Here is a 25,902-nt window from a genome sequence, read left to right on the forward strand (position 1 = left end):
GGCGCCATGGCTCTGCTGAAACGACTGGCCGAAGGCGACCGCCCGGCCCTGGACTTCGTCCTCGACGGCCAACCGTCCACCGCCCTGCTCGGCGACACCGTGCTGACCGCCGTGCTGACCTGCAGCGACCACCTGCGCGGCAGCGACTTCAGCGCCGAGCCCCGCGCCGGGTTCTGCCTGATGGGCGCGTGTCAGGATTGCTGGGTGCGCCTGGGCGATGGCCGCCGGGTGCGGGCCTGCTCGACGCTGCTCGAAGCCGGGCAACAGATCAACCGTGAGCCGGGGCGTTTGGTATGAATCCCGTGATCATCGTCGGCGCCGGTCCCGCGGGTATCCGTGCCGCACAAACCCTGGTCGCCCATGGCGTGCGTCCGATCCTGCTGGACGAAGCCGCGCGCGGCGGCGGGCAGATTTATCGGCGGCAACCGGCAAACTTCACGCGCTCGGCAGCCAAGCTCTACGGCTTCGAAGCGCACAAAGCCAAGGCGATCCATCAAACCCTCGACGTCCTGCGCGAGCAACTCGACTACCGCCCGGAAACCCTGGTGTGGAACGCCGAGGCCGGTGCGCTCGACACGTTGCAGGATGGCCGCGCCACACGCCTGGCGTTCTCCCGGGTGATCGTCGCCACCGGCGCCACCGACCGGATTCTGCCGGTGCCGGGCTGGACCTTGCCGGGGGTTTATAGCCTCGGCGCGGCGCAGATTGCGCTGAAGTTTCAGGGCTGCGCCATCGGTGAGCGAGTGGTGTTCGCTGGCAGCGGACCGTTGCTGTACCTCGTCGCCTACCAGTACGCCAAGGCCGGCGCGAAAGTGCTGGCGGTGCTCGACAGTTCACCCTTCGGCGCCCAGGTCCGCGCCCTGCCCGGCCTGCTGACACAACCGGCGACCCTGGCCAAAGGCATCTATTACCGCAGCTGGCTGACCGCCCACGGCATCCCGGTGCATCAAGGCGCCAGCCTCGTTCAGGTCAACGGCGAACAACGGGTGCAGTCGCTGAATTGGCGCAATCAAAAAGGCTCACAGCAAATCGACTGCGACGCTGTCGCCTTCGCCCATGGCCTGCGCAGCGAAACCCAACTCGCCGACCTGCTCGGCTGCGAATTTGCCTGGAACCCCCTCAACCGCGCCTGGCTGCCCCGACGGGACAGCGCCGGTCGCAGCAGTGTCGCCGAGGTGTACCTGGCCGGTGACGGCGCCGGGATCATGGGCGCCGACGCGGCGGAAATGGCCGGTGAACGCGCCGCGTTGGCCCTGCTTGCAGACAGCGGTTTCCTGATCCCGACCGAGCGCCCCGCGGCCCTTGAACAATCACTGCAAACGATCGGAACGTTCCGCAAAGGACTGGAGCAAGCCTTCGCCTTCCCCGAAGACTGGGCCGCCAACACCGCCGACCACCTGATCGTCTGCCGCTGCGAAGAAGTCCGCGCCGGTGATATCCGCCAGGTTGTGCGCGAAGGCCACTGGGAGATCAACCGGGTCAAGGCGCATTGCCGGGTCGGCATGGGGCGTTGCCAGGGCCGGATGTGCGGGGCCGCAGCGGCGGAAATAATTGCCTGCGAAAGCCAACGTCCCGTGTCGCAGATCGGCCGATTGCGCGCGCAGTCCCCGATCAAACCGCTGCCGTTTGGCCTGGAGGTCAAGCCATGATCGAAGTCGACGCCATCATCATCGGCGGCGGGATTGTCGGCGCCTCGGCCGCGCTGTTTCTGAGCAAGGCCGGGCGCCGTGTGGCGCTGCTGGAGCGAGACTTTTGCGGCTCCCATTCCAGCGGCGTGAACTACGGCGGCGTGCGCCGTCAGGGCCGGCCGTTGTCACAACTGCCGCTGTCGCAACAGGCCCACGAACTCTGGGAACAATTGCCGCAGTTGATCGGTATCGATGGTGAGTACCAGCGCAGCGGCCATCTGAAACTGGCCCGCAGCCTCAACGACCTGCGCGCCTTGCAGGACTACGCCGCCAGCAGCCAGGGGTTCGGTCTCGACTTGCAGATCCTCGAACGCGATGAGCTGCGCGCACGGTTTCCGTGGGTCGGCGACGTGGCAGCCGGTGCGTCCTTCTGTCCCGATGACGGCCACGCCAACCCACGACTGGTGTCCCCGGCGTTTGCCCAAACGGCGCGGCGCCATGGTGCGCAGATTCATGAGCAATGCGCCGTCACCCGGGTTGAACACGACGGCCAGCTTTTTCACGTCGGCACCGCGAGCGGCCTCGAATTCCGCGCACCGTGGCTGCTGAATTGCGCCGGAGCCTGGGCCGGCAAACTCGCCGAACAGTTTGGCGAAGCCGTGCCGATGCACGCCGGCCACCCGGCGATGCTGGTCACCGAACCGCTGCCGCTGGTGATGAACGCCAGCACCGGGGTCGAGGGTGGCGGCATTTACGCCCGCCAGGTCTCACGCGGCAACTGTGTGTTGGGCGGCGGCCAGGGCTTTGCCCTCGACGACGCCCGCGCCCGGCCGGGTCAGATCGCCGTGCTTGAGATCCTGCGGCAAGCGGTCGAACTCTACCCGTTTCTTGAAGGTGCCCAGGCGATTCGCACCTGGAGCGGCACCGAAGGTTATCTGCCAGACCGCCAACCGGTGATCGGGCACAGCGGCACCCAGCCCGGTCTGTTGCACGGGTTTGGCTTTGCCGGCGCCGGTTTCCAGATCGGCCCGGCGGTGGGCCAGGCGCTCACCGAGATCATCTGCAGCGGCGCGTCAAAAACGTCGCTGGATGCGTTTTCCATCACCCGGTTTCACTCCATCCCAGTTGCTTGATAGAGGAAGGTCGCGCCAATGAATAACGTCAAACGCACTGCACTGCTCGGGTTGTCCTGCATGGGCGCCCTGCTCACGGTCGCCCAGGCCCAGGCCGAACCGACGCTTTACCTGGGCATGAACGGCGGGACCATGGAGCGGCTCTACGCCGACAAGGTGCTGCCGGTGTTCGAGAAAGCCAACAACGTCAAAGTGGTGATCGTGCCGGGGACATCCGCCGACATCCTGGCCAAGGTCCAGGCCAGCAAAGGCAACCCGCAGCTGCACGTGATGTTCCTCGACGACGGCATCATGTACCGCGCGATCTCCATGGGCCTGTGCGACAAACTCCAGGACAGCCCGACCCTGGCGCAGATTCCGGCCAAGGGCCGGATCAAGGATCAAGCCGTGGCGGTCAGCCTCGGCGTCACCGGGCTGGCCTACAACACCCGGCTGTTCAAGGAAAAAGGCTGGGCCGCGCCGACCTCGTGGATGGACCTGGCCGACCCGCGTTTCAAGGATAAAGTGGTGTTCCAGTCCATGGCCTCCTCGACCTTCGGCCTGCACGGTTTCCTGATGTTCAACCGGATTCAGGGCGGCAGCGAAACCGACGTCGAACCGGGCTTCAAGGCCTGGCCGAACACCGTGGGGCGCAACGTGCTGGAATACATCCCAAGCTCGGCGAAGATCTCGGAAATGCTGCAAACCGACGAAGCCGCGCTGTTCCCGCTGACGCCAACCCAGGTCACCGCGCTGAAACTCAAGGGCATGCCAGTGGAATATGCGCAGCCCAAAGAAGGCGCCGTGGTGCTCAACGTCGCCGAATGTGCGATCGCCAACAACACCCAGCCGGAACTAGCGCAAAAACTCGCGGCGTTCCTGCTGACACCGGACGCACAAGCCGCTGCGTTGGAAGATGGCGACCAGATCCCGTCCAACCCCAACACCCCGACTACCGACAAGACCCGGGGGCAGGTCGAGGCGATGCAGCAGTATTTGCAGACAGCGATTGCGGTGGATTGGGACCAGGTGAACGAACAGCGCCCGGCGTGGAATGCGCGGTGGAATCGGAGTATTGAGCGCTAGTAAACCCATGGCTTCGCACGCCCCTGGAGCTGCCGATGGCTGCGATCTTTTGATCTTGATCTTCAAACATGCCAACCGCACACGCGGGTGGCAGGTCGTTTAACCCTTTGGTTAAACTACGCCGCCGCCGCTCGATGAGCCGGCCTGAAGAACCCGGGAGTGACATGATCGTGGCCATTCGACCGCCCACCCGTTCGCGACTCACATCACGCTGGCCCGCGTTGCGCCGCTTGTTCGGCAAGGTCGCCGCGCTGCCGGCCAGCCACCGGGTCATCCATGATTACTTCCAGCACAAGGCGCTCGCCCAGGGTTACACCCTCAGCCACAGCCAGCAGCGAGTGATCGACTGCATGGCCCAGCACGCGACGACGCTGCTCGGTACGTCGGCGAAAACCCTGCCCGGCCTGTACCTGCACGGCGCGGTCGGGCGCGGCAAAAGCTGGCTGCTGGACGGATTCTTCCAGGCCATCCCCCTCGCGCAAAAACAGCGCCTGCACTTTCATGAGTTTTTCGCGCGACTGCATCAGGGTATGTTCAGCCATCGCGAACAACCCGATGCCCTGGCGACCACCCTCGATGAGCTGTTGCAGGATTGTCGGGTGTTGTGTTTCGACGAGTTTCACGTCCACGACATCGGCGATGCGATGCTCATCGCCCGGCTGTTCAAGGCGTTGTTCCGCCGGGGCATTTTGCTGTTGATTACCTCCAATTACCCACCGGAAGGCTTGCTGCCCAACCCGCTCTACCACGCGCGTTTCAAACCGGTGATCGACCTGATCAACACACGCATGCAGGTCATGGAGGTCGGCGGCCCGCATGACTACAGAAGCCAGGCGCGAACCCACGCCCAGCAGGTGTTTACCCACGGCCGGTACGTCTGGCCGGGGACGCCGCTCCAGCGCCAGGCGTTGAAGCTGCCAGAACGCGGCGCCCCCCTGGCGTTGCCCGTCGGCACTCGCCATCTGCCCGCGCGGTACTGCGAAGGGCGAACCGTCGAATTTACTTTCAGCGATCTGTGCGACCACCCGACGGCGGTAATGGACTATCTGGAACTGTGTCGGCGTTTCGATCACTGGATCATTGATGAACTGCCGACCCTGGGCGATTGTTCGATGGCGGCGCAGCAGCGGTTTATCAACCTGATCGACGTTTTGTACGATCAGGACAAGCACCTGGTGTTGCTGGGACGGCTATCGTTGCGCGAGAGTCTGCGCGGCGATGCGATTGACCTGGCGCGTACGCGAAGTCGGTTGGGGCAGTTGGTTGAAGTCCGGGAGTCATAGGCCGAGATCTTTTCAGGGCCGACACCGCCTCATATCGTTATCATGTCGCCCGCGTTCTTCTTCACCCTTCAATAGCGAATCCGTTCATGAATACCCTCGCACAACTGCGGGCCGGCGAGCTGGCCGGCATCACTCGTCTGGATCTGTCCTGCGGCCTCACCGAGTTTCCCCGGGAAATCTTCGACCTGGCGGACTCGCTGGAAGTGCTCAACCTCAGCGGCAATGCCTTGAGCAGCCTGCCGGACGACCTGCATCGTCTGACCCGTCTGCGGATTGTGTTCTGCTCCGATAACCAGTTCACCGAACTGCCGGCGTGCCTGGGCCAATGTGCCGCGCTGAGCATGATCGGCTTTCGGGCCAACCGCATTGAACATGTGCCAGGCGCCGCCCTGCCACCACTGCTGCGCTGGCTGATCCTGACCGACAACTGCATCAGCGAACTGCCGACTGAATTGGGTGAACGTCCGCTGCTGCAAAAACTGATGCTGTCCGGCAACCAGTTGCAGCAACTGCCCGAGAGCCTGGTGCAGTGCCATCGCCTGGAACTGCTGCGTATTTCGGCCAACCGTTTTACCGAACTGCCCGAATGGCTGCTGACCTTGCCAGCCCTGACCTGGCTGGCCTATGCCGGCAACCCGCTGGAAACCGAAGCCGACGCCACCGCCCTCGACGCCACACCGAGCATCCCTTGGTCAGCGCTGCACCTTGAGCAAAAACTCGGTGAAGGCGCTTCCGGCGTGATCCATCGCGCCTCTTGGGAACGTGCGCAGCCGCCGACCACCCAGGTTGCGGTAAAACTCTATAAAGGCGAAATGACCAGCGATGGCTCGCCGCTGCACGAAATGAACGCCTGCATTACCGCCGGCCTGCACCCCAACCTGATCCGTGTCGAGGGGCGTATCGTCGAGCACCCGCAAGACCAGGCCGGGCTGGTGATGCAACTGATCGACCCGAGCTATCGCAACCTGGCCGGGTTGCCGAGCCTGGCGTCCTGCAGCCGCGACGTCTACACCGACGACACCCGCTTTACAGGTGCTGTGGCCTTGCGCATCGCCCGTGGCATCGCGTCGGCGGCTGAACATTTGCACCAACAAGGCATCACCCACGGCGACCTCTACGCCCACAACATTTTGTGGAATGAACACGGTGATTGCCTGCTGGGCGACTTCGGTGGTGCGTCGTTTCACGCGACCACGGACAACCTGGAAACCCGCGCGCTGCAACGGATCGAGGTGCGGGCGTTCGGGGTGTTGCTGGAGGAATTGCTGGCGCGGATCGATTCAGGTCTGAGCGATGCCGATCGGCTGGCGCTGGAAGCGTTGCAGCGACGTTGCTGCCAGGCGGATGTGCTGGCGCGACCGGGGTTTGGCGAGGTTGTCCTGGAATTGGCTGCCATGCATTTCCGATAGCCCTACCAAAAAACCTGTGGCGAGGGAGCTTGCTCCCGCTGGAGTGCGCAGCGCTCCCAAGCTTTTGGGGCCGCTTCGCAGCCCAACGGGAGCAAGCTCCCTCGCCACAAAGTCAGATCACAAATCAGCGTTGCGGCTTAACCCGCCAACCCGACAAACATGTCCTGCACGTCATCGTGGTTGTCGAGGCCTTCGAGGAAGGCTTCGACTTCAGCCATTTGCTCGTCGCTCAACCCGCTGACCGGGTTCTTCGGCTGGTAGCCCAACTTGGCGGATAACACGGTAAAACCCTGCCCAGGCAAGGCTTTCTGTACGGCGTCGAGGTCCGCGGGCTCGGTCAGGAACAGGGTCGTGCCCTCTTCGTCACCCGGCTCGAAATCCTGGGCGCCCGCTTCGATGGCGGCCATTTCCGGGTCGGCGTCGGGGCTGTCCGGGGACGCCTCGATCATGCCGACGTGGTTGAAGTCCCAGCTGACCGAACCGGAAGCACCCAGTTGGCCCTTGCGGAACGCCACGCGGATTTCAGCCACGGTACGGTTGATGTTGTCGGTCACGCATTCAACGATCAGCGGCACCTGATGCGGGGCGAAGCCTTCGTAGGTCACGCGATGGTATTGCACGGTCTCGCCCAACAGGCCCGCGCCTTTCTTGATCGCGCGATCCAGGGTTTCCTTGGGCATCGAGGCTTTCTTGGCCTGCTCGACCACCAGACGCAAATGTGCGTTGGTGGCAGTATCGGCGCCGTTACGTGCAGCAATGGTGATTTCTTTCACCAGTTTGCCGAAGATCTTGCCCTTGGCGTTGGATGCCGCTTCTTTGTGTTTAACCTTCCACTGTGCGCCCATTACTCACTCTCTTGATCTGTGGCGCCGAGACATCTATTGGCCGACGCAGGGTGCGAAGTTTATACGGCCTAAAGTTGGCAATCGACCAAAAATTCCATCCTGTTTACCGGCAGCACGCATCGGCATCTTCAGCAGTGCGTGTAGGGCAATTCTGAAAAGTCGCTTTGCGATGACTATTCAGGCCTGTGGTTTCGTACCCTCTGCGCCCACGTATTTCATGGCAGAAGCGCACTCGATGCACAACGACAAGGAAAGTCCTTTCACCCTGACCCTCGTCGAGGCTGATTTGAGTTTGCAGGTATTGCAGTTCAACGGCCGCGAAGGCCTTAACCAGCCCTTTCGGTTCGACATCGAAGTGATCGGCCTGGCGCCGGCGATGAACCTCGAGCGCCTGCTGCAACAACCGGCCTTCCTGAGCCTGGGTGACGAACAGGGCTTTCACGGTGTGCTGTGCAGCGCCAGTCGTGAGCATCGTGGCGCGCACCGGATCGGTTATCGACTGACGCTGGTGCCGCATCTGCAAACTCTCGAACAACAGCGCAACCGTCGCGTGTTTCATCACCTCAGCGTGCCCGCCATCCTGCGCCAATTATTGGAGGAGCATGCCCTGCCCACACTCAGCTATCGCTTTGAACTGAGCACCGGGCAGTATCCGGTCCGGCCCTTTTGCATTCAGTACGAGGAAACGGATCTGGGCTTGCTGCATCGACTTTGCGAAGAGGAAGGCATCCACTATCACTTCGAACACCGGCGCGAGGGGCACGTGCTGGTGCTGGCCGATGACAGTTTGAGTTTCCCCCAGGAACCGGTGCTGACGCCCTTCCATGACCAGCCATTCGACGAGCCTGAATCTGCCGCGATCCGCGAACTGTTCCAGCGTCATGACTCACCGCTGACGCTTGCCCCCACCCAGGCCCGGGACCGCAGCACGGGGGCCGACGGCTTTGGCGCGGCCAATCATCCGCTGACCGGCAAACCGGCGATGAACCGTGATCAACGCAGTCGTCGAACCTTGGAGCGGTTGCGTTGCCAGCAACGGCAAGTCCACGGCCAGAGCGATCAGACCGCGTTGCTCAGCGGACGGATCGTGCAGGTGGAGCAACACCCGATCACGAGTTTCAACGACCAATGGTTGCTCACCGACATTCGCCACCAGGGGCAACAATCGTCGATCCTCGCCGAGGCGCCGTTTGAAACGCCGGGCTACTGCAATCGGTTCCGCGCGATCCCCTGGTCAACGGAGTTTCGCCCGGCGCTTAAACAACCCCGGCCGAACATCCCCGGCTATCAACCGGCCCGCGTCCTGGGCGAGCCAGGGCGACCGGCGACGCTGGACGAACAGGGGCGGATTGAGGTCAGCCTGTGGCCGGGACCCAATACGCGCGAGCCCATGGGTTTGTGGCTACCGGTGGCCGTGGGCGCATCCGGGCTGCCCTTGGCCGGCAGCGACGTGTTCATCAGTTTTCTGGACAGCGACCCGGATCGGCCGGTCATTTGCGCCGCTTCAAACATCCAGCATCCACAACCGCCACAGCCCCCACCACCGCGCGGCGATACGCGGTTGTTGCTCGATTGGTTGGTCAATCGCCCGGACATGCCCTGACCCGGTTTAGCAAACAACACTCCACTGTAGCTAGGTGCTTGGGTGAGGGGAAATTGTCTGTGGCAAGCCCCCTCGCCACAGGTTTGTTGTCACCCTTAACTGAGAGGCGCGCTCAACCCTTGTCGGCTTTGCCCGCCGCCGCCGCGAATTTCGCCAGCCGTACATCCAGATGCCGCGGCCGGCGGCCATGATCCTCGGCGCGTTCCTTGCGGCGGATCGCATTGCGCACCATCAATGAGCCCAGGTAACGAATCGGCTCCGGCGGGAAGTACCCCAACGGTCCGTTGACCAGCGGCGAGCGGGTCCAGGGGTTGTCCAGGCCTTGCACCATCGAGGCCAGAATCTGCCCGCCCATATGACACGGGCCGACGCCACTGCCGGAGTAACCGAAACCGTAGAACACATTGCCGCTGGTGCTCATCTGACCGAAGAACGGCAACCCGGTGACCGAGCGATCCGAAGGGCCGTTCCAGGTTGCCTCGACCTTGACCTCGGCAAACGCCGGGAAGAAGTCCGCCAGGCTGCTGCGCAACAGCCCGGCATAGGGCGATGGCTGATCGAACACCGGCAGCATCCGCCCGCCGTAGGCGAAGGTATTGCCGCCCTTGCCGAGCATGATCCGGCCGTCCGGGGTGTTGTGGTAGTAGTGCACGAAAATCCGCGAATCGAGCACGGTGACGCCACTGGTCAAGCCGATTTCATTGAGTAAGTCCGGGCGCGGTTCGGTGATCAGCATGTCGCTGGAGACAATCGCCACGCTGCGCTCGAACTGCGGGAAGGCCCGGGCCATCCACGCGTTCATCGCCAGCACCACCCGGTCCGCGCGGACAGTGCCGTTCGGCGTTTGAATCCCCGCCGGTTTGCCCTCCTCCAGTCCGGTCATTGCCGTGTTTTCGTGAATCCGTACGCCCAGTTGCAACGCCACCCGCCGCAAACCGCGCACCAGTTTGCCCGGTTGCACACTCGCCGCCGCTGGGGAAAACCAGCCTTCCAGGTGCTTGCTGGAACCGGCCATGCGCTGCACATCCGCCACCGGTCGTTGGGTAAACGAGTTGATGCCGTTGCGCTCCAGCGCCGCGATCACCGCGTCGGTCGAACCGCATTGCGCGCGGTTGGTGGCGGTGTAGAGCGTGCCGTCGAGGCGGTAATCGGCGTCGACCCCGTACTGCTCGCAGAACGTACCGATCGCGTAGATGCTGCGTTCCGATTCCTTGACCAGTCGCACCGCTTCTTCAACCCCGAACAAGCGTTCCAGGGTGAAATACTTGGCCGACCACGACAGTGCGCAACCACCGTTGCGGCCACTGGCACCGGCGCCGCAGATGTCGGCCTCGATCAGCAACACGTCGAGCTCGGGGTTTTGCTCCTTGAGCATGATCGCGGTCCACAACCCGGTGTAGCCACCGCCGACGATGCACACGTCGGCCCGGGTGTCGCCCGCCAGTGGCTCGCACGGCGCGCAGGGCTGCGCCGCCAGCGCTTGGTCCAGCCAGAAAGGTCTCATGGGGGTTTCCTCAGGTACGCAGGGGTTTGATGGTCATGGGTTGGTTGGGCACGGAGGCGCAATCGAGGCTCAGGCCTGCCGGGCGGCTGTTCCAGTGCGGGATCAGGACGAAGGCCGAGAACATGGCGCAACCGGCGAAGATGATGAACACCGTGACCGAGTCGAAATACCCCGGCAGCAAGCCGCCGAGAATCGCCCCGACTGAGCCGCAGCCATTCACAAAACCCGCCGCCGTGGCGCCGGCCTTGGCAGTACCAAAATCAATCGCCGCCGCGCCGCTGATCATCGAATCCGGCCCGTAAAGCGTCAGGCCCATGACGAACAACAGCGCCACCACCAGCATCACGCTGCCGGTGTGCAAGGCGCCCATGAACAGCGCCAGGGAAACCGTCAGCGCCAACAGACTGATCACACACGCCGGCATACGACGGGCACCGAACAGTTTGTCCGAGGCCAGCCCGAGCAGGATCGGCCCGAGCAGCCCGGCCAGTTCGAACGAAGTCGGAATGATCGCCGCACCGACCTTGCCCACCGAGGGCATTTGTTCGAAGACGATCACCGGACCCCACAACAGAATCGCGTAGCGCGCCGGTTTCAACAGGAAGTACGAGAGCCCGAGCACCAGCACCGTGCGGTTGCGCAGGATTTCCTTCAGGGGTTCCAGAACGCTGATTTTGCTTTGTGCGTAAGCCTCTTCGGCACTCAGCTCGGGTTCCGGCTCGACGGCAGGCAAGCCCACGTCTTCAGGTTTGTTACGTTGAAAAATAAAAAACAGCACGGCGACCAGCCCAACCACCGCCGCACTGGAAATAAACGCCGCGTGCCAACTGCCCACCAGCGTGTAAGCCCACCAACCGGCGAACGGTGACGCCACCAGTCCGCCGAAGGCATAACAGGAACTCCACAACCCCAGCACCCGCCCACGCTGCTGGGCGGGAAAGAAACTGCCGATGTTCTTGCACAGTCCCGACCAGCCGGTGGACTGCGCCAGGCCTTGAATCAACATGCAGGTGGCGAAGATCGGCAACGTGGCGAAATTGCCCATCACCAGTGCTGCCGCCGCGGAAATCAGCAAGCCGCCGAGCACGACTACTCGCGGGCCAAAGCGGTCGGCGAGGATGCCCCAGGTGAATTGGCCGACGGCGTAGGCCGCCAGGTAGATCGCGTCGAGGTTGGCCATGGCCATTTTGTCGAGCATGAAGGTGGGGTCTTCGGCGATCCCCAGTTTGGCCACCGAAAAGGCTTTGCGGGTGAAATAGAAAGCGGCGTAAGCGAGCCAGGTGATAGCGAAGATCTGCACGCGCCAACGCTTGATGGTGCCGATATGCTTGTTCATGGTGGTTCTGACCTCAGGGTGTGAGTGTGCCGGCAGAAATTGAGAAATAACGCCTGTTTTTTTATTGTTGAGCACTTCGGTATCGCGGCTTCCCTGAAGCGATACCGGTCAGATGAGTCCTGCTGTTGCACGCACAGGCTCATGGCACCCGACGCTGTTCGACTGACCAGTCACCGGGGCTGAGGCGGATAAAAACAATTACTGATTAATAAGTGAAATCGATTTATCGTATTTCCAATATAAGCTCAGCTTGTTACTGGAGGTTTCGATGTCGGTTTCCCACGCCCAACTCAAAGCCTTCCACGCCGTGGCCGTTCACGGAAGCTTTACCAAGGCCGCCGAGCGGCTATTCCTCACGCAACCGGCGATTTCCGACCAAGTGCGCAAACTCGAAGAGCGCTTCGGTGTTTTGCTGTTCCATCGCAACAAACGCTCGGTGCGCCTGACGGATCTGGGCGAGCGCTTGCTGAGCATCACCCAGCGCCTGTTCGTCATCGAGGCCGAAGCCCAGGAGTTGTTGCAGGATTCCCGGGCGCTGCAAACCGGCAGCCTGATCCTCGCGGTGGATGCGCCCATCCACGTGTTGCCGCAGATCGCCCGGTTCTGCGAGCGCTACCCCGGCATCAGCGTCAAGATCGAAACCGGCAACACCGATGAGTCGCTGTTCCGGTTGTTCAACTATCAGGCGGATCTGGCGTTACTGGGCCGCGATGTCAGTGATGAACGATTGATCTCGTTGCCGCTGCGCAATGACCCGATGGTGGCGTTCGTCTCGCGCAATCATCCGTGGGCCGATCGCGAGTCGATCTGCCTGGCGGACCTGGATGACACGCCGTTAGTGCTGCGGGAGATTGGCTCGGTGACGCGCCAGACTCTGGAGGAGGAAATGGCCGGGGCCGGGTTGCGGATTCGGCCGGCGATTCAGGTCGAAGGCCGGGAAGCGGCGCGGGAGGCGGTGGTGGTCGGGATTGGGGTTGGCGTGGTGTCGGCAGCCGAGTTTGGTGCTGACTCCAGGGTTTGCGCGTTGCCGATTATCGACTGCAAGCGGCGGCTGACGGAGACGCTGGTGTGTTTGCGCGAGCAGAGTTCACGGCGGGTGGTGGCGACGTTTCTGGAGATGGTGCGCGAGAGCCTGCCCAAATGATCGTCCTCACGTAGATCGTTCCCACGCTCCGCGTGGGAATGCAGCCCGGGACGCTCCGCGTCCCAAAGCGGACGCGGAGCGTCCATTGAGGCATTCCCACGCGGAACGTGGGAACGATCAGGTCAGCGGCCTGGCGCTAAATCGAAAAACGCCTGAATCAAGCGCAAATCCCGCCGCCGATCCATGCAGCCGATCATGTGCCGATTGATCAGCCCCTCGCCAATAATCGGCACCGCCACCACCCGCGGGTCATGGCTGACTTCCACTGACGACACCACGCCAACCCCCAACTCCGCGGCAACGGCCTCGGTCACCGCCTCACGACTGTCCAGCTCCAGCAACACCCGGGGATTGACCTTGGCCTGCGTGCACGCCTCATCAAACGTACGCCGGGTGATCGAGCTCGGCTCGCGCAGCACCATGATCACCTGGTCCAGTTCCTTGAGCTGCACATCCTTGGAACGCTGCGCCCACGGATGCCCGGCCGGCACCAGTGCGCAGATCCGTGACTCGCTCAACGCTTGCAGATGCAAACCCTTGCGCGGTTCGACTTCGGTCAGCACCGCCACATCGGCATGCTCGGACAACAACGCCGCCAGGGTTTCCTGGGCATTGCCCAAACGCAGGTTCACCGTGATCCCCGGATAGCGCGCCCGCAAGCTGGCAAGCATCGGCATGACCATGTGCGGTCCGTCCGCCGCCACTTCCAGGCGCCCGGTCAGCAACTGGCGGTTGGCTTCGAGCATCACTTGCGCTTCTTCCGCCAGGCCGAACATCGCCCGGGTGATCGCCGCCAGTTTGGTGCCCTCCTCCGTCAGCTCCACTCGTCGGGCGGTACGGCGCAGCAGGGTGATTTGGTAGTGCTCCTCCAGCGCCTTGATGTGCCCGGTGACCGCCGGCTGGCTGATGAACAGCCGCGCGGCGGCCCGGGTAAAGCTGCCTTCCCGGGCCACGGCATCGAATGCGCGGAGCTGGAACAGATTCATGAATAACCCTCACTGATGGCTGGCATAACAACAAACAATTTGATTGATAGCTCGGCAAATTGCAATTTAAGCCCCGTAGCGTCATCCCATCGATTACGAGGACATGAGAATGAGTACTGCCGAACCCATCCTGCTCACCCCCGGCCCGTTGACCACATCGGCCCGCACCCGTCAGGCGATGATGGTCGACTGGGGTTCATGGGATGACCGCTTCAACCAACTGACCGCCAGCCTGTGCGAACAACTGCTGGCGATCATCAACGGTGCCGACACCCACCACTGCGTGCCATTGCAAGGCAGCGGCACTTTCGCCGTCGAAGCCGCCATCGGCACATTGGTCCCGCGTGACGGCAAAGTGCTGGTGCTGATCAACGGCGCCTACGGCAAACGCCTGGCGAAGATCTGCGAAGTGCTCGGTCGTTCGTTCAGCACCTTCGAAACCGCCGAAGACGAACCGACCACCGCCGCCGATGTGGATCGCCTGCTGCAGGCTGACCCGAGCATCACTCACATTGCGCTGATTCACTGCGAAACCAGTACCGGCATCCTTAACCCGCTGGCGGAAATCGCCCAGGTCATCGCGCAACACGGCAAACGCCTGATCATCGACGCCATGAGTTCTTTCGGCGCGCTGCCGGTGGATGCGCAACAAGTGCCGTTCGATGCACTGATCGCCGCTTCGGGCAAGTGCCTGGAAGGTGTACCGGGGATGGGCTTCGTCTTCGCTCGCAAGGAGTCGCTGGCGAATGCCGGCGGCAACTCGCACTCACTGGCGATGGATTTGTTCGACCAGCACACCTACATGGCCAAGACCGGCCAATGGCGCTTCACCCCGCCGACCCACGTGGTCGCGGCGCTGCACGAAGCGCTGCTGCAATACAACGAAGAAGGTGGTTTGCCGGCGCGGCATCAGCGCTACGCCGACAACTGCCGGGTGCTGCTCGATGACATGGCCCAACTCGGTTTGCGCAGCTTCCTGCCCGCCGCAATCCAGGCGCCGATCATCGTCACCTTTCACGCCCCGAAAGACCCGCGCTACCAGTTCAAGGAATTCTACGAACGGGTCAAGGCCAAGGGTTTCATCCTTTACCCCGGCAAATTGACCCAGGTCGACACCTTCCGCGTCGGCTGCATCGGCCACGTCAATCCGCCCGAGATGCACGCGGCGGTGGCAGCGATTGCCGAGGTGTTGCAGGAAATGGAAGTACTCGACATCTGAATCAGCAGACACCGCCGAACCTGTAGGAGCGAGGCTTGCCCGCGAACACAGGCGACGCGGTCCCCCAGGCACACCGAGTTATCGTTCTTCGCGGGCAAGTCGGTACGCCGCATCGCTCGCTCCTACAAAGGAATCTGAGACATGAACTACAACAACCCTACCAAGCTCCAAGCCGCCATCCTCGACTGGGCCGGCACCGTGGTCGATTTCGGCTCATTCGCACCCACCCAGATTTTTGTCGAAGCCTTCGCCGAGTTCGACGTCCAGGTGTCCATCGAAGAAGCCCGCGGGCCGATGGGCATGGGCAAGTGGGACCACATCCGTACCCTGTGTGATCAGCCGCAAGTCGCCGAGCGTTATCGCAAGGCGTTCGGCCGCACCCCGACTGACGATGACGTCACCGCCATCTACAAACGCTTCATGCCGCTGCAAATCGAAAAAATCGCCGAACACTCGGCGCTGATCCCCGGTGCCCTGGACACCATCGCTAACTTGCGCCAGCAAGGGATCAAGATCGGCTCCTGCTCCGGCTACCCGAAACAGGTCATGGACAAAGTCGTGGAACTGGCCGCCACCAACGGTTACATCGCGGACCACGTGGTCGCCACTGACGAAGTGCCCAACGGCCGTCCATGGCCGGCCCAGGCCCTGGCCAACGTCATCGCGCTGGGCATCGACGATGTCGCGGCATGCGTGAAGATCGACGACACGGTGCCGGGCATTCTGGAAGGTCGTCGTGCCGGCATGTGGACCGTGGCGCTGATCTGCTCCGGTAACGCGCTGGGTCTGGACTACGCGGGTTATCAGGCCCTCGGCAGCGAGGAGTTGGCCAGCGAGCGCAAGCGTATTCACGGGATGTTCGAAGGCTCGCGGCCGCACTACATGATCGACACCATCACCGATCTGCCCCAGGTGATTGCCGATATCAATAAGCGACTGGCCAACGGCGAGATGCCGCAAGCCGCCTGACCCACCGCCCACCTTGTAGGAGCATGGCTTGCCCGCGATGACAGTCTCAAGGACGCCATCGCGGGCAAGCCATGCTCCTACAGGGTTTTTTATTGTCAATTAGCTGAACCAGAGCATTGAACGGGCAAATCGTCTCAGGCAAATACGGCAAAACAGGATTACAGTTAAAGCACAGTGCCGCACAAGAACGGCGCTTTGAGCATTGACCTGTGGAGAGCCCCGTATGCCCTGGAAGAACTCCGACTCACGTTACAGCACGGTGTCGATCACGTTGCACTGGCTGATGCTGGTCTTGCTGATCCTGGTTTACGCCTGCATCGAATTTCGCGGGATTTTTCCCAAAGGCAGCGGTGGCCGCACGCTGATCACCGAATCGCACTTCATGTTGGGCCTGACGGTGTTTGTGCTGGTGTGGCTGCGCCTGTTTGCCCGCAGCCTGGGCCCGGCGCCGCAGATCTTCCCGGCGTCGCCGCATTGGCAGACTACCCTGGCCAAATTGATGCACTGGGCCTTGTACTTGTTCATGATCGCCATGCCGATCCTCGGCTGGCTGGTCACCAGCGCCAAGGGGCATCAGGTAATGTTCTACGGCTTTGACCTGCCGTTGCTGGTCCCGGAGGACAAGGTGCTGGCCAAGCGGATTCAGGGCTGGCATGAACTCGGCGGCACCATCGGCTACTGGCTGATCGGCCTGCACGCCGTGGCGGGGCTGTATCACCACTATGTGGTGGGGGATAACACCTTGTTGCGGATGATGCCGAAGCGGGTTTGAGCCGTTGCCTCAATTTTTGGCCAAATGATGACCTGTGGCGAGGGAGCTTGCCCCCTCGCCACAATTGTTCAGTGTTTTGAGCTAAATCCCCGTCGGCCTTGCAAGCCACCGGTATGGATGAAGATCAACCGCGTGCCTTGAGGGAATCTTCTCGCTTCGATCTGCTGCTTGAGCGCCAGCAACGCCTTGCCGGTGTACAGCGGCTCCAAGGGAATGCCGCTGGCCTGCTCGGTCTCCTCGATGAACTCCAGCAACAGCGAATCAACCTTGGCAAACCCGCCGCGACTGGCGTCGAACAGCTCATAAGCTGGCTCCCCCCCTCCCACAATCGCTTCAACCTGATGCGCCACGCCGTGATCGCCCGGCACCGCCAACGCGCCATAGACCGGATGCTCGCCCGCCTCGGCCAGCACCAGCCCAGCCAGCGTGGTGCCCGTTCCGCAAGCCAGCCACCAGCCGTCGTAGTCGCTCCAGCCCAATCCGGCCAATCGCTCACGCACCTGATCCCTGAGCTGCATGCAGCCCCGCGCCCCACGCAAACCACCTCCCCCTTCCGGCACCGGGTGCAAGGTCGGGTATTGCGCCTGCCACGGCTGCCAGAAACCCGGTTCATGGCGCGCGCGATAACCGCCGTAACCCAGCCAGTGCAGGTGCATGCCGAAGTCTTGTAGATCCTTTACGGTCGGCGTGCCTTGCGGATGACCGCGCAGCAATCCCACGGTGTTGAAGCCGAAGCGTTTGCCCGCAGCGGCCAACGCGTGCAGATGATTGGAGTGAGCGCCACCAAGACTAATGATGCCGTCGGCACCGGCCTGGTCGGCGGCGTGAAGGTGTTCGATGAGTTTGAACCACTTGTTGCCGCTGATCAGCGGGTCGATTTGGTCCAGGCGCAGGATGGCGACTTCGATGCCGGCTGCGGTGAGCCAGTCGAGGTGCAGGGGTTCTAGAGGAGCTTGGGGTAGCCAGTCGTTGAGAGGGAGGAGCATGAGGCCGGCTCTGGGAAAGAGCCGACATCTTAGCAGCACCTTTGTGGCGAGGGGGCTTGCCCCCGTTGGGCTGCGCAGCAGCCCCAAAAACCATGTAGCGCGGATTATCAGAATGACCGCGTTGGATGGGTTTACGACTGCTGCGCAGCCCAACGGGGCCAAGCCCCCTCGCCACAAGGGGTGTGTTGTTACAACTCGGCGGCCAGACGCGACCCTTGGTTGATCGCCCGCTTCGCATCCAGCTCCGCCGCCACGTCCGCGCCGCCAATCAAATGCACATTCTGTCCCGCCGCCACCAGACCATCCTGCAACTCACGCAGCGGATCCTGACCGGCGCAGATCACAATGTTGTCCACCGCCAGCACTTGCGGCTCGCCGGTTTCGCCGATGCGGATGTGAAGGCCGTCGTCGTCGATTTTCAGGTACTCGACGCTGTTGAGCATCTGCACCTGCTTGTTCTTCAACCCGGTGCGGTGAATCCAGCCGGTGGTCTTGCCCAGACCGTCGCCGACCTTGGTTTTCTTGCGTTGCAGCAGGAACACCTCACGGGCCGGTGCATGGGGCTGAGCCTTGATCCCGGCCACGCCGCCGCGCGCCTCAAGCTTGGTGTCGATGCCCCACTCTTTCCAGAACGCGGCACGGTCGAGGCTGGTGGCCACACCTTCGTGAACCAAAAACTCCGAGACGTCGAAACCGATACCGCCGGCGCCAATCACCGCCACGCGCTTGCCCACCGGTTTGCGCTCGAGGATCACGTCCAGGTAGCTCAACACCTTGGCGTTCTCGACACCCGGGATGGCCGGGGTACGCGGTGCGATACCGGTGGCGAGGATAATTTCGTCGTAACCGCCGGCCACCAGTTGCGCCACGTCGACGCGGGTGTTCAAACACACCTCGACATTAGTGGTCTGCAATTTGCGGTTGAAGTAGCGCAGGGTTTCGAAAAACTCTTCCTTGCCCGGCACGCGTTTGGCGATGTTGAACTGACCGCCGATTTCGCTGGCCGAATCAAACAAGGTCACCTGATGCCCACGCTCAGCAGCCACGGTTGCCGCAGAAAGACCTGCAGGACCGGCACCGACCACGGCGATCTTCTTGATCTGCTGCACCGGTAAATAATTGAGTTCGGTTTCATGGCAGGCACGCGGGTTGACCAGGCAACTGGTCAATTTGCCGCCGAAGGTGTGGTCCAGGCACGCCTGGTTGCAGCCGATGCAGGTGTTGATTTCATCGGCGCGACCCGCGGCAGCCTTGTTTACGAAATCGGCGTCAGCGAGGAATGGCCGGGCCATGGACACCATGTCCGCATCGCCTTCCGCCAGGATCTGCTCGGCGATTTCCGGGGTGTTGATGCGGTTGGTGGTGATCAGCGGAATGCTCACCGAACCGCGCAGCTTGGCCGTGACCTTGCTGAACGCGCCGCGCGGCACTTTGGTGGCGATGGTCGGGATCCGCGCTTCGTGCCAGCCGATGCCGGTGTTGATGATGGTCGCGCCGGCCTGCTCGATAGCTTTGGCCAGGGTGACGATTTCTTCCCAACTGCTACCGCCTTCCACCAGGTCGAGCATCGACAGGCGGAAGATGATGATGAAATTCGGACCGACCGCTTCGCGCACCCGGCGCACGATTTCCACCGGCAGGCGCATGCGGTTTTCGTAGCTGCCGCCCCAACGGTCGGTGCGGTGGTTGGTGTGGGCCGCGAGGAACTGGTTAATGAAATAACCTTCGGAACCCATGATTTCGACGCCGTCGTACTCGGCGACTTGCGCCAGTTTCGAACAGGTGACGAAATCGCTGATCTGCTTCTCGATGCCTTCCTCGTCCAGCTCTTTAGGCTTGAACGGGTTGATCGGCGCCTGGATCGCGCTCGGCGCCACTTGTTTCGGGCTGTAGGCATAACGCCCGGCGTGCAGGATCTGCATGCAAATCTTGCCGCCCGCCTCGTGCACCGCGCGGGTGACGATCTGGTGCTTGAGCGCTTCTTCCTCGGTGGTCAGCTTGGCCGCACCGGAATACACCCCGCCTTCATCGTTCGGGCCGATACCGCCAGTGACCATCAGGCCTACGCCGCCCAGGGCACGTTCGGCAAAATACGCCGCCATGCGCTCGAAACCGCCGGGCTTTTCCTCAAGACCGGTGTGCATCGAGCCCATCAGGGTGCGGTTGCGCAGCGTGGTAAAACCCAGGTCCAGCGGGGCCAACAGGTGCGGGTAGTGAGCAGCGGCCATCGGAAACTCCACATCGAGCGATCACGGGAAAAATGCAGGAGCTCTTCGGCCCCCGTCGGTCATGTGCCACAGACTAAGAGTCGCACCGCTGTCACTCAATGACCCAAACTGACAACTTATTGATCCAAATGTGCAGCGCCCCTTGGCAAGCGCCGACCGGGGCCCTACCCTAGTCGACGAATCCTGCACACGGCTGTCGACTGCTTTCCCATGCGCAAACTTCTGTACCTGACCTTTTCCATGGCGTTGATCGCCGCCCTCACGACCTACGCCATGTGGGCCGCGGACCGTCCGGTGGGTCATTACCTGTCGGACCTGCGGATCAGTCTGGCGGTCGATCAAGGCACCCCGGCCGATCGCGGCAACCTGCTGGGTATCCAGCCCGAGCTGTTCCCCACCGACTATCAAAGCCCGGAGCGTTTGCACCGTAAGCTCTCCGCGTATCTGCAAAAGGCTCAGGATCAGGGCCTGCTGAACGAAAAGACCATCGTGGTGCTGCCGGAACATGTCGGCACCTGGCTGATGGTCAGCGGCGAGAAGGATGAGCTGTACCAGGCCAGCACCCTCAAGGAAGCCATGAACTGGCTGGCGGCGAGCAATCCGCTGCAGTTCGTCCGCGCGCTGATCAGCGCCAAAGGCGCCAGTCGCCTCGACGACGCTCATTTGCGCATGAAGGCCAAGAGCATGGCCAAGGACTACCAGGCGCTGTTCGGTGGCCTGGCGAAAGAATTCCACGTGACCCTGGTGGCCGGCTCCATCGTGCTCCCGGAGCCAAGCGTCAACGACGGCACCTTGAAAATCGGTCACGGCGCGCTGTTCAACAGCACCGTGGTGTTCGGTCGCGACGGTTTGCCTATTGGTCAGCCGCAACGGCAGATGCACCCGATCTTCGCGGAACAGGACACCCTCGCCGCCAACACCGATCACACGGTCAATGTGATCGATACGCCGGCCGGACGTTTGGGCATTCTGATCGGCAGCGACAGTTGGTACCCGGACAACTACCGCAAACTCGACGAACAGGGTGCGCAACTGGTGGCGGTCCCGGCGTTTGTCGTCGGACGCGGGACCTGGGACAAACCATGGCGCGGTTACAAAGGCCTGTCGACGCCCGGCTCCGTCAGTCTCAAGGCCGGTGAACTCAGTGAAGGCCAGGCCTGGCACCGTTTGACCCTGATCGGCCAGCCACCGAGCAGCCAGGCCATAGCCGGCATGAGCGTATTCCTGCGCGGACAGTTCTGGGACAAGGGTAGCGCCGGCCAGAGCTTTCTCAGCAGCAATGGCCAGCATTCCGCTGACGGTGATATCCGTGGCGCGCGCATGCTGAATCTCTGGTTATAAACCATGAAGCCACTGCCGATGCGCCTCGGGGATCTGTCGGTGGGCTTTGTTCATAGCCTGGCCGATGCCGTGCGCAGCCACGGTGTTGACCCGCAGCCATTGCTCGATCAGTACGGTCTCGACGCGGCGCGCCTGGGCGAGGCTGGCGCCCGGCTGTCGATTCCGCGCTACATGCGCCTGGGCCACGGCGCGATTCAATTGACCGCCGACCCGGCGCTGGGGTTGCGCATGGGGCAGCTCAGTCGTCTGAGTCAGGCAGGCCTGGCCGGCGTCACCGCCGCCCAGGCGCCGACGGTGCGAGAAGCGGCCCGCTGTCTGATCCGCTTTGAAGCCTTGTACGGCTCCAACTATCGAGGCCAGTCGAGCTTTCACGAAGACGTTCGGGGCGCGTGGCTGCGTTTTTACTCCATCAGCCCCTACAACGCCTACAACCGCTTTGTGGTGGACTCGATCATCGCCGGCTGGTTGCAGCAATTGTCCAGCGTGAGCCCTGCCCCGCTGCGGGCCGAACGCATCGAAATCGAATTCGAAGAACCGCTGTATCGAGACGCCTACAGCGTGTTGGATTGCCCGATCCAGTTCGGCGCCGAACACAATCAACTGCGCCTGAGCCTGGACGCCCTCGCCCAGCGCAACCCGCAGCACTGTCCAAGCACCTGGCGGCACTTGCTGCAACTGTGTGAACGGGAACTGGAGCAACTGACACGCACCCGCAGCCTGCGTGAACGCATCACTCAGTTGCTGGGGCCATTGCTCAATGGAGGTCGGGAACCTGACCTGGAAGAAGTGGCGGCACGCCTGAAGCTGCCCACCTGGACCTTGCGTCGCAAACTCGCCGAGGAAGGCACGCAATTTCGCGCGATTCTCAACGACACCCGCCGCGACCTGGCCATGACCTACATCCGCGATACCGAACTGGCGTTCGGAGAAATCGCCTATCTGCTTGGCTTTGCTTCAGCCGAAGCCTTTCAACGGGCCTTCAAACGCTGGAACGGCCAGACACCCGGCGAGTTTCGCCGCAGTCATCGCCAATCCGCGTAACGCCCTACAGTTCGGTGGCGTCTTCCGCTGGTTCCAGCGGATCCAGTTCAAACGCCGAATACTCAAGCAACTCTTCTTGATACTCGTCCATTGTGATGTCCCCCATCGCTCATTAAAAATGGCCTGATCAACTGACCCGTACCTTGAGCATAAAGTGCCCGCGTGAAAGAAAAATGACGTTCACACGACACTCGCCCGCTACTGAATAAAACGTAGCAGGTGGTCAGGAATTTATCACAGGATTTTTTCGATAGAGGCCGTAGGACAACAGCCTGGTTTGACGTGGGTCAAGCTTGATGGCCCGTTACGGGAGTCGTGCCGTCTGACACGCTCCCGCAAGGCCTGGACCGCTTACTGGGCCGGGATGGGTTCGCTTGGGGGTGGCATGTTGTCCGGATGCGTCGGTGGCGTGATCGTCTCGGCGGCTGGAGCCGGTTCGGACGATTGAGCCGGAGCAATCGGTGCAGCTTCCGCAGGCGGTGCAACAGGCTCCGAAGCAGCAGGCTCGGCGGCCGGAGCCGCTACAGGCTCTGCGGCGGGAGCCGGCGTTGGCGCCAATGCGGCCGGGGCAGCCTGGGCTTCAGGCACGCCCAGGTCGGTTTTCGGCTTCTCGACGATGTGCGCCGCTTTCTTCGCTTCCGGCGGCAGGAACAGCTCTACCAGAGTGAAGAACCGCTCATAAAACTTGGCCGAGGACACGGTCTCGCTGGCGACCTTGACCATCGAATCATCGGACGAACCGATCGGCATCGACACCGAGCCCAACACACCGACGCCGAGGCTGGCGGAGTTGTTGGTCTTCTTCAGCGCGTAGCGATCCTGCAAGGCGTTGGCGAACATGGTCGCGTGGTGGCCTTCTGAGCCATCATCGGCACAAACCACACTGAAGCTGATCTCCATGTGGGTCTCGCCGGTCTGCTGGAAGCTCTTGTGGCCGCTGACCAGTTTCGGATCGCTGCTGGTGATGATGTAGCCCTGGCTGAGCAAGGCGCGACGGGCGGCTTCGCAGGTCTGGGCGTCGGTTACCGGGTAGTTGCGGGAGAACGTTCCGGAGTCGTCGAAGTTCTCATGCTCGTAGATGGCGGCTTTTTTCGACGAACAACCGGCAGCAACAGCCAGCACCAAGGCTAGCCCGACAATACGCATGGGAATTGATCTAAACATTGAACATCCTGAGAGAAAACGGTCCGGGGCGTATTGTGCAACAGATCGATGCTTAGGTGCGCATCGATTAGTGTCTTAAAACGGTTACAGGGGTGTTGACCGTTATATGCGGGAAAAGTCGCATAGATTGATGAATAACCGATGGGCAGGGCAACATTTTTGATCGCCCACAAAAAACCCCGGTCTTTCGACCGGGGTTCTTGTGAAACGCAAAACTCAATCAGCCATTAGTAGCGCTTGATCTCGGCTTCGCTTTCCAACTGCTTGCGGTAAGCCGCAAAGTCTTGCTGGCCAATGCGCGAGGCGAGGAAGCGACGGTACTGAGCCTTCTCTTCATCGGTCGGCGCTGCGGCTTCGTTCACGCCGTTCAAGCGCACGATCACCAGGCTACCATCGGCCAGGGTCACGCTGCTGAAGGTCGGCTTGTCCTTGGCGGCAGGTTTTGGCATGCGGAACAGCGCTTGCAGCACGGTAGGGTCAACCCCTTCCTGTGCGCGAGTGGCGGCCGCAGTGACCTTCCAGTTCTGGCCGTCGATAGCCTTGTCCAGCGGTGTCTTGCCGTCACGCAGGCTGGCGATCAACTGATCAGCCTTGGTCTTGGCGGCAGCACTGGCATGCTCCTTGGCCAATTGCGTGCGGATGCTGGCGGCAACGCTTTCCAGCGGCAGCTGCGAAGGCTTCAAGTGCTCCTTGGCGCGCAACACGATCACGGTTTCCGGATCGAGCTCGATGGCGGTGCTGTTGGCACCTTCATCCAACACTTCAGGGCTGAACGCTGCGGTGACCACGGCACGGTTGGCCGCGACACCTTCGCCACCTTCACGGCCGAACGGCGCGGAGGTATGGACGGTCAGTTTCAGGTCCTGCGCTGGCTGGGCCAGGTCAGACGCTTCAAACGAGGAATCTTCCAGTTGCTTGGTCGCCTCGACGAAACGCTGCTCGACCTGCTGGGTTTTCAGCTCGCGGGTCAGCTTGTCCTTGAGACTGGCAAACGTCGGCACTTCCGGCGCTTCAACGCCTAACAGCTTGATCAGGTGGAAACCGAAGCCAGTACGGATTGGCTCCGAAACCTGGTCCTTGTTCAACGAGTACAGGGCTTTTTCGAACACTGGATCGTAAACGCCAGGACCGGCGTAACCGAGGTCACCACCGTTGTTGGCCGAACCTGGGTCCTGGGAGAATTCCTTGGCCAACGCCTCGAATTTCTCACCTTTGGCCAGACGCGCCTGAACTTCTTCGATCTTGGCCTTGGCTTGCGCCTCGGTCACCTTGTCGTTCACTTCGATCAGAATGTGCGCAGCCCGGCGTTGTTCGGCCAGGTTGGCGATTTCTTTCTGATACGCCGCTTGCAGGTCTTCGTCCTTGACGCTGACCTCATTAAAGAAGGAAGCCTTCTTCAACTCCAGGTAATCGATAACCACCTGGTCCGGCGTCATGAACTCCTTGGCGTGTTCGTCGTAGTAAGCCTTGACCTCGTCGTCGGTCAGTTTCACCGCCGTCGGGTCAACCTTGATGTTCAGGGAAGCGAAGTCGCGGGTCTGTTTTTCCAGACGGGCGAAGGCCAACACCTGTGCATCGGTGACGAAGCCGCTACCCGCCAGGCCAGCGCGCAGCTGACCGATCAGCATTTCCTGAGCCAGCATCTGGCGGAACTGCATACGGCTGTAGCCCAGTTGACGGATCACCTGGTCGAAACGCTCAGGGCTGAACTTGCCGTCAACCTGGAATTCAGGCGTCAGCAGGATCACCTGGTCCAAAGCGCCTTCGGAGAAAGCGAATTTCGATTTTTCTGCGCCTTGCAGCAGCAGCTTGCGATCGATCAGGCCTTTGAGGGCCGATTCGCGCAGCATTTTTTCATCGAGTAACGAAGCGTCGAAATCCTTGCCCAGCTGTTGCATCAGCTGACGGCGTTGCATGTCGACGGCCTGGCTCAGCTCGTTCTGGCTGATTTCTTCGCCGTTGACCTTGGCCGCATCATTGCTGTGCGTCGTGGCCTTGAAAATGGCGTCGAAACCGGTCAAAGCCATCAGTGCAACGATGACTCCGATGATGGTCTTGGCAATCCAGCCTTGTGAATTGTCCCTGATATTCTGCAGCATGCGTCCCCCAGAAACGGTTGAACTTCAAAATTAGGCAACCGTGGAGCGTGGGTAGAATCCGGATAGAAGAAAGGCGCATCCGGGGATGCGCCTTCTCGTAACTGGCGGAACGGACCGAGGGTTCGAACTTGCGACCCTCGGTGTCTC

21 protein-coding genes are annotated in these 25,902 nt (G+C 61.9%); 13 read left to right on the plus strand and 8 right to left on the minus strand.

Annotated elements, in window-relative coordinates; all coding sequences use genetic code 11:
- Positions 1–6: 6 nt before the first annotated feature.
- From ACY4LX_RS22875 to ACY4LX_RS22900, 6 genes are all read left to right on the plus strand, one after another.
- Positions 7–297, plus strand: coding sequence for a (2Fe-2S)-binding protein (locus ACY4LX_RS22875; protein WP_149661955.1), 291 nt, complete (start codon positions 7–9; stop codon positions 295–297).
- Positions 294–1,649, plus strand: a complete 1,356-nt coding sequence (locus tag ACY4LX_RS22880) for an FAD/NAD(P)-dependent oxidoreductase (protein ID WP_463257927.1) — start codon at positions 294–296, stop codon at positions 1,647–1,649. The genes ACY4LX_RS22875 and ACY4LX_RS22880 overlap by 4 nt, the downstream gene beginning before the upstream one ends.
- Complete coding sequence (locus tag ACY4LX_RS22885) at positions 1,646–2,761, plus strand: NAD(P)/FAD-dependent oxidoreductase (protein ID WP_463257928.1); 1,116 nt, start codon at positions 1,646–1,648, stop codon at positions 2,759–2,761. The genes ACY4LX_RS22880 and ACY4LX_RS22885 overlap by 4 nt, the downstream gene beginning before the upstream one ends.
- 18 nt (positions 2,762–2,779) lie before the next feature.
- Positions 2,780–3,826: an ABC transporter substrate-binding protein gene (locus ACY4LX_RS22890; RefSeq protein ID WP_463257929.1), complete on the plus strand. Its 1,047-nt coding sequence runs from the start codon at positions 2,780–2,782 to the stop codon at positions 3,824–3,826.
- Between the two features lie 170 nt (positions 3,827–3,996).
- On the plus strand, positions 3,997–5,109 hold the full coding sequence (gene zapE, locus ACY4LX_RS22895; protein WP_463260637.1) for a cell division protein ZapE: 1,113 nt from the start codon (positions 3,997–3,999) through the stop codon (positions 5,107–5,109).
- Between the two features lie 86 nt (positions 5,110–5,195).
- Entirely contained in the window at positions 5,196–6,518 is a 1,323-nt protein-coding gene (locus ACY4LX_RS22900) for a leucine-rich repeat-containing protein kinase family protein (RefSeq protein ID WP_463257930.1), read from the plus strand.
- A gap of 137 nt (positions 6,519–6,655) precedes the next feature.
- Here the strand turns inward: ACY4LX_RS22900 and ACY4LX_RS22905 are convergent, their stop codons facing one another.
- On the minus strand, positions 6,656–7,363 hold the full coding sequence (locus tag ACY4LX_RS22905) for a YebC/PmpR family DNA-binding transcriptional regulator (protein ID WP_133838743.1): 708 nt from the start codon (positions 7,361–7,363) through the stop codon (positions 6,656–6,658).
- A gap of 235 nt (positions 7,364–7,598) precedes the next feature.
- On the opposite strand from ACY4LX_RS22905, the gene ACY4LX_RS22910 reads away from it, so the two are divergent.
- Positions 7,599–8,966, plus strand: coding sequence for a type VI secretion system Vgr family protein (locus ACY4LX_RS22910; protein ID WP_463257931.1), 1,368 nt, complete (start codon positions 7,599–7,601; stop codon positions 8,964–8,966).
- A gap of 112 nt (positions 8,967–9,078) precedes the next feature.
- On the opposite strand, the gene ACY4LX_RS22915 is transcribed toward ACY4LX_RS22910, so the two are convergent.
- Together ACY4LX_RS22915 and ACY4LX_RS22920 are read right to left on the minus strand one after the other, a co-directional pair.
- A complete protein-coding gene (locus tag ACY4LX_RS22915; RefSeq protein WP_149661961.1) occupies positions 9,079–10,470 on the minus strand; it encodes an FAD-dependent oxidoreductase in 1,392 nt (463 codons plus the stop codon).
- Positions 10,471–10,480: 10 nt separating this feature from the next.
- Entirely contained in the window at positions 10,481–11,806 is a 1,326-nt protein-coding gene (locus tag ACY4LX_RS22920; RefSeq protein ID WP_149661962.1) for an MFS transporter, read from the minus strand.
- A 268-nt stretch (positions 11,807–12,074) separates the two neighbouring features.
- Between ACY4LX_RS22920 and ACY4LX_RS22925 the strand changes: the two genes are divergently transcribed.
- The gene (locus tag ACY4LX_RS22925) at positions 12,075–12,950 is read left to right on the plus strand and encodes a LysR family transcriptional regulator (RefSeq protein WP_149661963.1); all 876 of its coding nucleotides are present in this window, start codon (positions 12,075–12,077) and stop codon (positions 12,948–12,950) included.
- Between the two features lie 122 nt (positions 12,951–13,072).
- Here the strand turns inward: ACY4LX_RS22925 and ACY4LX_RS22930 are convergent, their stop codons facing one another.
- The gene (locus tag ACY4LX_RS22930; RefSeq protein ID WP_149661964.1) at positions 13,073–13,936 is read right to left on the minus strand and encodes a LysR substrate-binding domain-containing protein; all 864 of its coding nucleotides are present in this window, start codon (positions 13,934–13,936) and stop codon (positions 13,073–13,075) included.
- 109 nt (positions 13,937–14,045) lie between these two features.
- Between ACY4LX_RS22930 and ACY4LX_RS22935 the strand changes: the two genes are divergently transcribed.
- The 3 genes from ACY4LX_RS22935 (at position 14,046) to ACY4LX_RS22945 (ending at position 16,896) form a co-directional block, all read left to right on the plus strand.
- The gene (locus ACY4LX_RS22935) at positions 14,046–15,155 is read left to right on the plus strand and encodes a 2-aminoethylphosphonate--pyruvate transaminase (RefSeq protein WP_463257932.1); all 1,110 of its coding nucleotides are present in this window, start codon (positions 14,046–14,048) and stop codon (positions 15,153–15,155) included.
- A 141-nt stretch (positions 15,156–15,296) separates the two neighbouring features.
- Complete coding sequence (gene phnX / locus ACY4LX_RS22940; RefSeq protein WP_463257933.1) at positions 15,297–16,124, plus strand: phosphonoacetaldehyde hydrolase; 828 nt, start codon at positions 15,297–15,299, stop codon at positions 16,122–16,124.
- Positions 16,125–16,347: 223 nt separating this feature from the next.
- Positions 16,348–16,896 carry a cytochrome b gene (locus ACY4LX_RS22945; protein WP_149661967.1) on the plus strand — a complete coding sequence of 183 codons (549 nt, stop codon included), beginning with the start codon at positions 16,348–16,350 and terminating at the stop codon, positions 16,894–16,896.
- A gap of 68 nt (positions 16,897–16,964) precedes the next feature.
- Here the strand turns inward: ACY4LX_RS22945 and ACY4LX_RS22950 are convergent, their stop codons facing one another.
- Both ACY4LX_RS22950 and ACY4LX_RS22955 read right to left on the minus strand, forming a co-directional pair.
- Positions 16,965–17,882, minus strand: a complete 918-nt coding sequence (locus ACY4LX_RS22950) for a 1-aminocyclopropane-1-carboxylate deaminase/D-cysteine desulfhydrase (RefSeq protein WP_463257934.1) — start codon at positions 17,880–17,882, stop codon at positions 16,965–16,967.
- A 188-nt stretch (positions 17,883–18,070) separates the two neighbouring features.
- Positions 18,071–20,110 (minus strand): NADPH-dependent 2,4-dienoyl-CoA reductase, encoded by a 2,040-nt coding sequence (locus ACY4LX_RS22955; RefSeq protein WP_149661969.1) that lies wholly within the window; start codon positions 20,108–20,110, stop codon positions 18,071–18,073.
- A 210-nt stretch (positions 20,111–20,320) separates the two neighbouring features.
- Here ACY4LX_RS22955 and ACY4LX_RS22960 point away from each other — a divergent pair, with 210 nt between their 5' ends.
- Entirely contained in the window at positions 20,321–21,451 is a 1,131-nt protein-coding gene (locus tag ACY4LX_RS22960; protein ID WP_463257935.1) for a carbon-nitrogen hydrolase family protein, read from the plus strand.
- Positions 21,452–21,454: 3 nt separating this feature from the next.
- Positions 21,455–22,492, plus strand: coding sequence for an AraC family transcriptional regulator (locus ACY4LX_RS22965; RefSeq protein ID WP_463257936.1), 1,038 nt, complete (start codon positions 21,455–21,457; stop codon positions 22,490–22,492).
- A 351-nt stretch (positions 22,493–22,843) separates the two neighbouring features.
- Here ACY4LX_RS22965 and ACY4LX_RS22970 read toward each other — a convergent pair whose 3' ends face one another.
- Together ACY4LX_RS22970 and ACY4LX_RS22975 are read right to left on the minus strand one after the other, a co-directional pair.
- Positions 22,844–23,656 carry a DUF2242 domain-containing protein gene (locus ACY4LX_RS22970; RefSeq protein WP_149661972.1) on the minus strand — a complete coding sequence of 271 codons (813 nt, stop codon included), beginning with the start codon at positions 23,654–23,656 and terminating at the stop codon, positions 22,844–22,846.
- A gap of 227 nt (positions 23,657–23,883) precedes the next feature.
- Entirely contained in the window at positions 23,884–25,755 is a 1,872-nt protein-coding gene (locus ACY4LX_RS22975; RefSeq protein ID WP_463257937.1) for a SurA N-terminal domain-containing protein, read from the minus strand.
- Positions 25,756–25,902 lie beyond the last annotated feature (147 nt).

The sequence above is a fragment of the Pseudomonas sp. Emmai genome, from assembly GCF_055179735.1.

Coding starts and splice junctions, on each gene's coding strand:
- ACY4LX_RS22905 (WP_133838743.1), bottom strand. CDS start 7,363: ATGGGCGCACAGTGGAAGGTTAAACACAAAGAAGCGGCATCCAACGCC.
- ACY4LX_RS22950 (WP_463257934.1), bottom strand. CDS start 17,882: ATGCTCCTCCCTCTCAACGACTGGCTACCCCAAGCTCCTCTAGAACCC.
- ACY4LX_RS22960 (WP_463257935.1), top strand. CDS start 20,321: ATGCGCAAACTTCTGTACCTGACCTTTTCCATGGCGTTGATCGCCGCC.
- ACY4LX_RS22915 (WP_149661961.1), bottom strand. CDS start 10,470: ATGAGACCTTTCTGGCTGGACCAAGCGCTGGCGGCGCAGCCCTGCGCG.
- ACY4LX_RS22885 (WP_463257928.1), top strand. CDS start 1,646: ATGATCGAAGTCGACGCCATCATCATCGGCGGCGGGATTGTCGGCGCC.
- ACY4LX_RS22920 (WP_149661962.1), bottom strand. CDS start 11,806: ATGAACAAGCATATCGGCACCATCAAGCGTTGGCGCGTGCAGATCTTC.
- ACY4LX_RS22945 (WP_149661967.1), top strand. CDS start 16,348: ATGCCCTGGAAGAACTCCGACTCACGTTACAGCACGGTGTCGATCACG.
- ACY4LX_RS22965 (WP_463257936.1), top strand. CDS start 21,455: ATGAAGCCACTGCCGATGCGCCTCGGGGATCTGTCGGTGGGCTTTGTT.
- ACY4LX_RS22875 (WP_149661955.1), top strand. CDS start 7: ATGGCTCTGCTGAAACGACTGGCCGAAGGCGACCGCCCGGCCCTGGAC.
- phnX (WP_463257933.1), top strand. CDS start 15,297: ATGAACTACAACAACCCTACCAAGCTCCAAGCCGCCATCCTCGACTGG.
- ACY4LX_RS22955 (WP_149661969.1), bottom strand. CDS start 20,110: ATGGCCGCTGCTCACTACCCGCACCTGTTGGCCCCGCTGGACCTGGGT.
- ACY4LX_RS22975 (WP_463257937.1), bottom strand. CDS start 25,755: ATGCTGCAGAATATCAGGGACAATTCACAAGGCTGGATTGCCAAGACC.
- ACY4LX_RS22900 (WP_463257930.1), top strand. CDS start 5,196: ATGAATACCCTCGCACAACTGCGGGCCGGCGAGCTGGCCGGCATCACT.
- ACY4LX_RS22935 (WP_463257932.1), top strand. CDS start 14,046: ATGAGTACTGCCGAACCCATCCTGCTCACCCCCGGCCCGTTGACCACA.
- ACY4LX_RS22930 (WP_149661964.1), bottom strand. CDS start 13,936: ATGAATCTGTTCCAGCTCCGCGCATTCGATGCCGTGGCCCGGGAAGGC.
- ACY4LX_RS22970 (WP_149661972.1), bottom strand. CDS start 23,656: ATGTTTAGATCAATTCCCATGCGTATTGTCGGGCTAGCCTTGGTGCTG.
- ACY4LX_RS22880 (WP_463257927.1), top strand. CDS start 294: ATGAATCCCGTGATCATCGTCGGCGCCGGTCCCGCGGGTATCCGTGCC.
- ACY4LX_RS22925 (WP_149661963.1), top strand. CDS start 12,075: ATGTCGGTTTCCCACGCCCAACTCAAAGCCTTCCACGCCGTGGCCGTT.
- ACY4LX_RS22910 (WP_463257931.1), top strand. CDS start 7,599: ATGCACAACGACAAGGAAAGTCCTTTCACCCTGACCCTCGTCGAGGCT.
- ACY4LX_RS22890 (WP_463257929.1), top strand. CDS start 2,780: ATGAATAACGTCAAACGCACTGCACTGCTCGGGTTGTCCTGCATGGGC.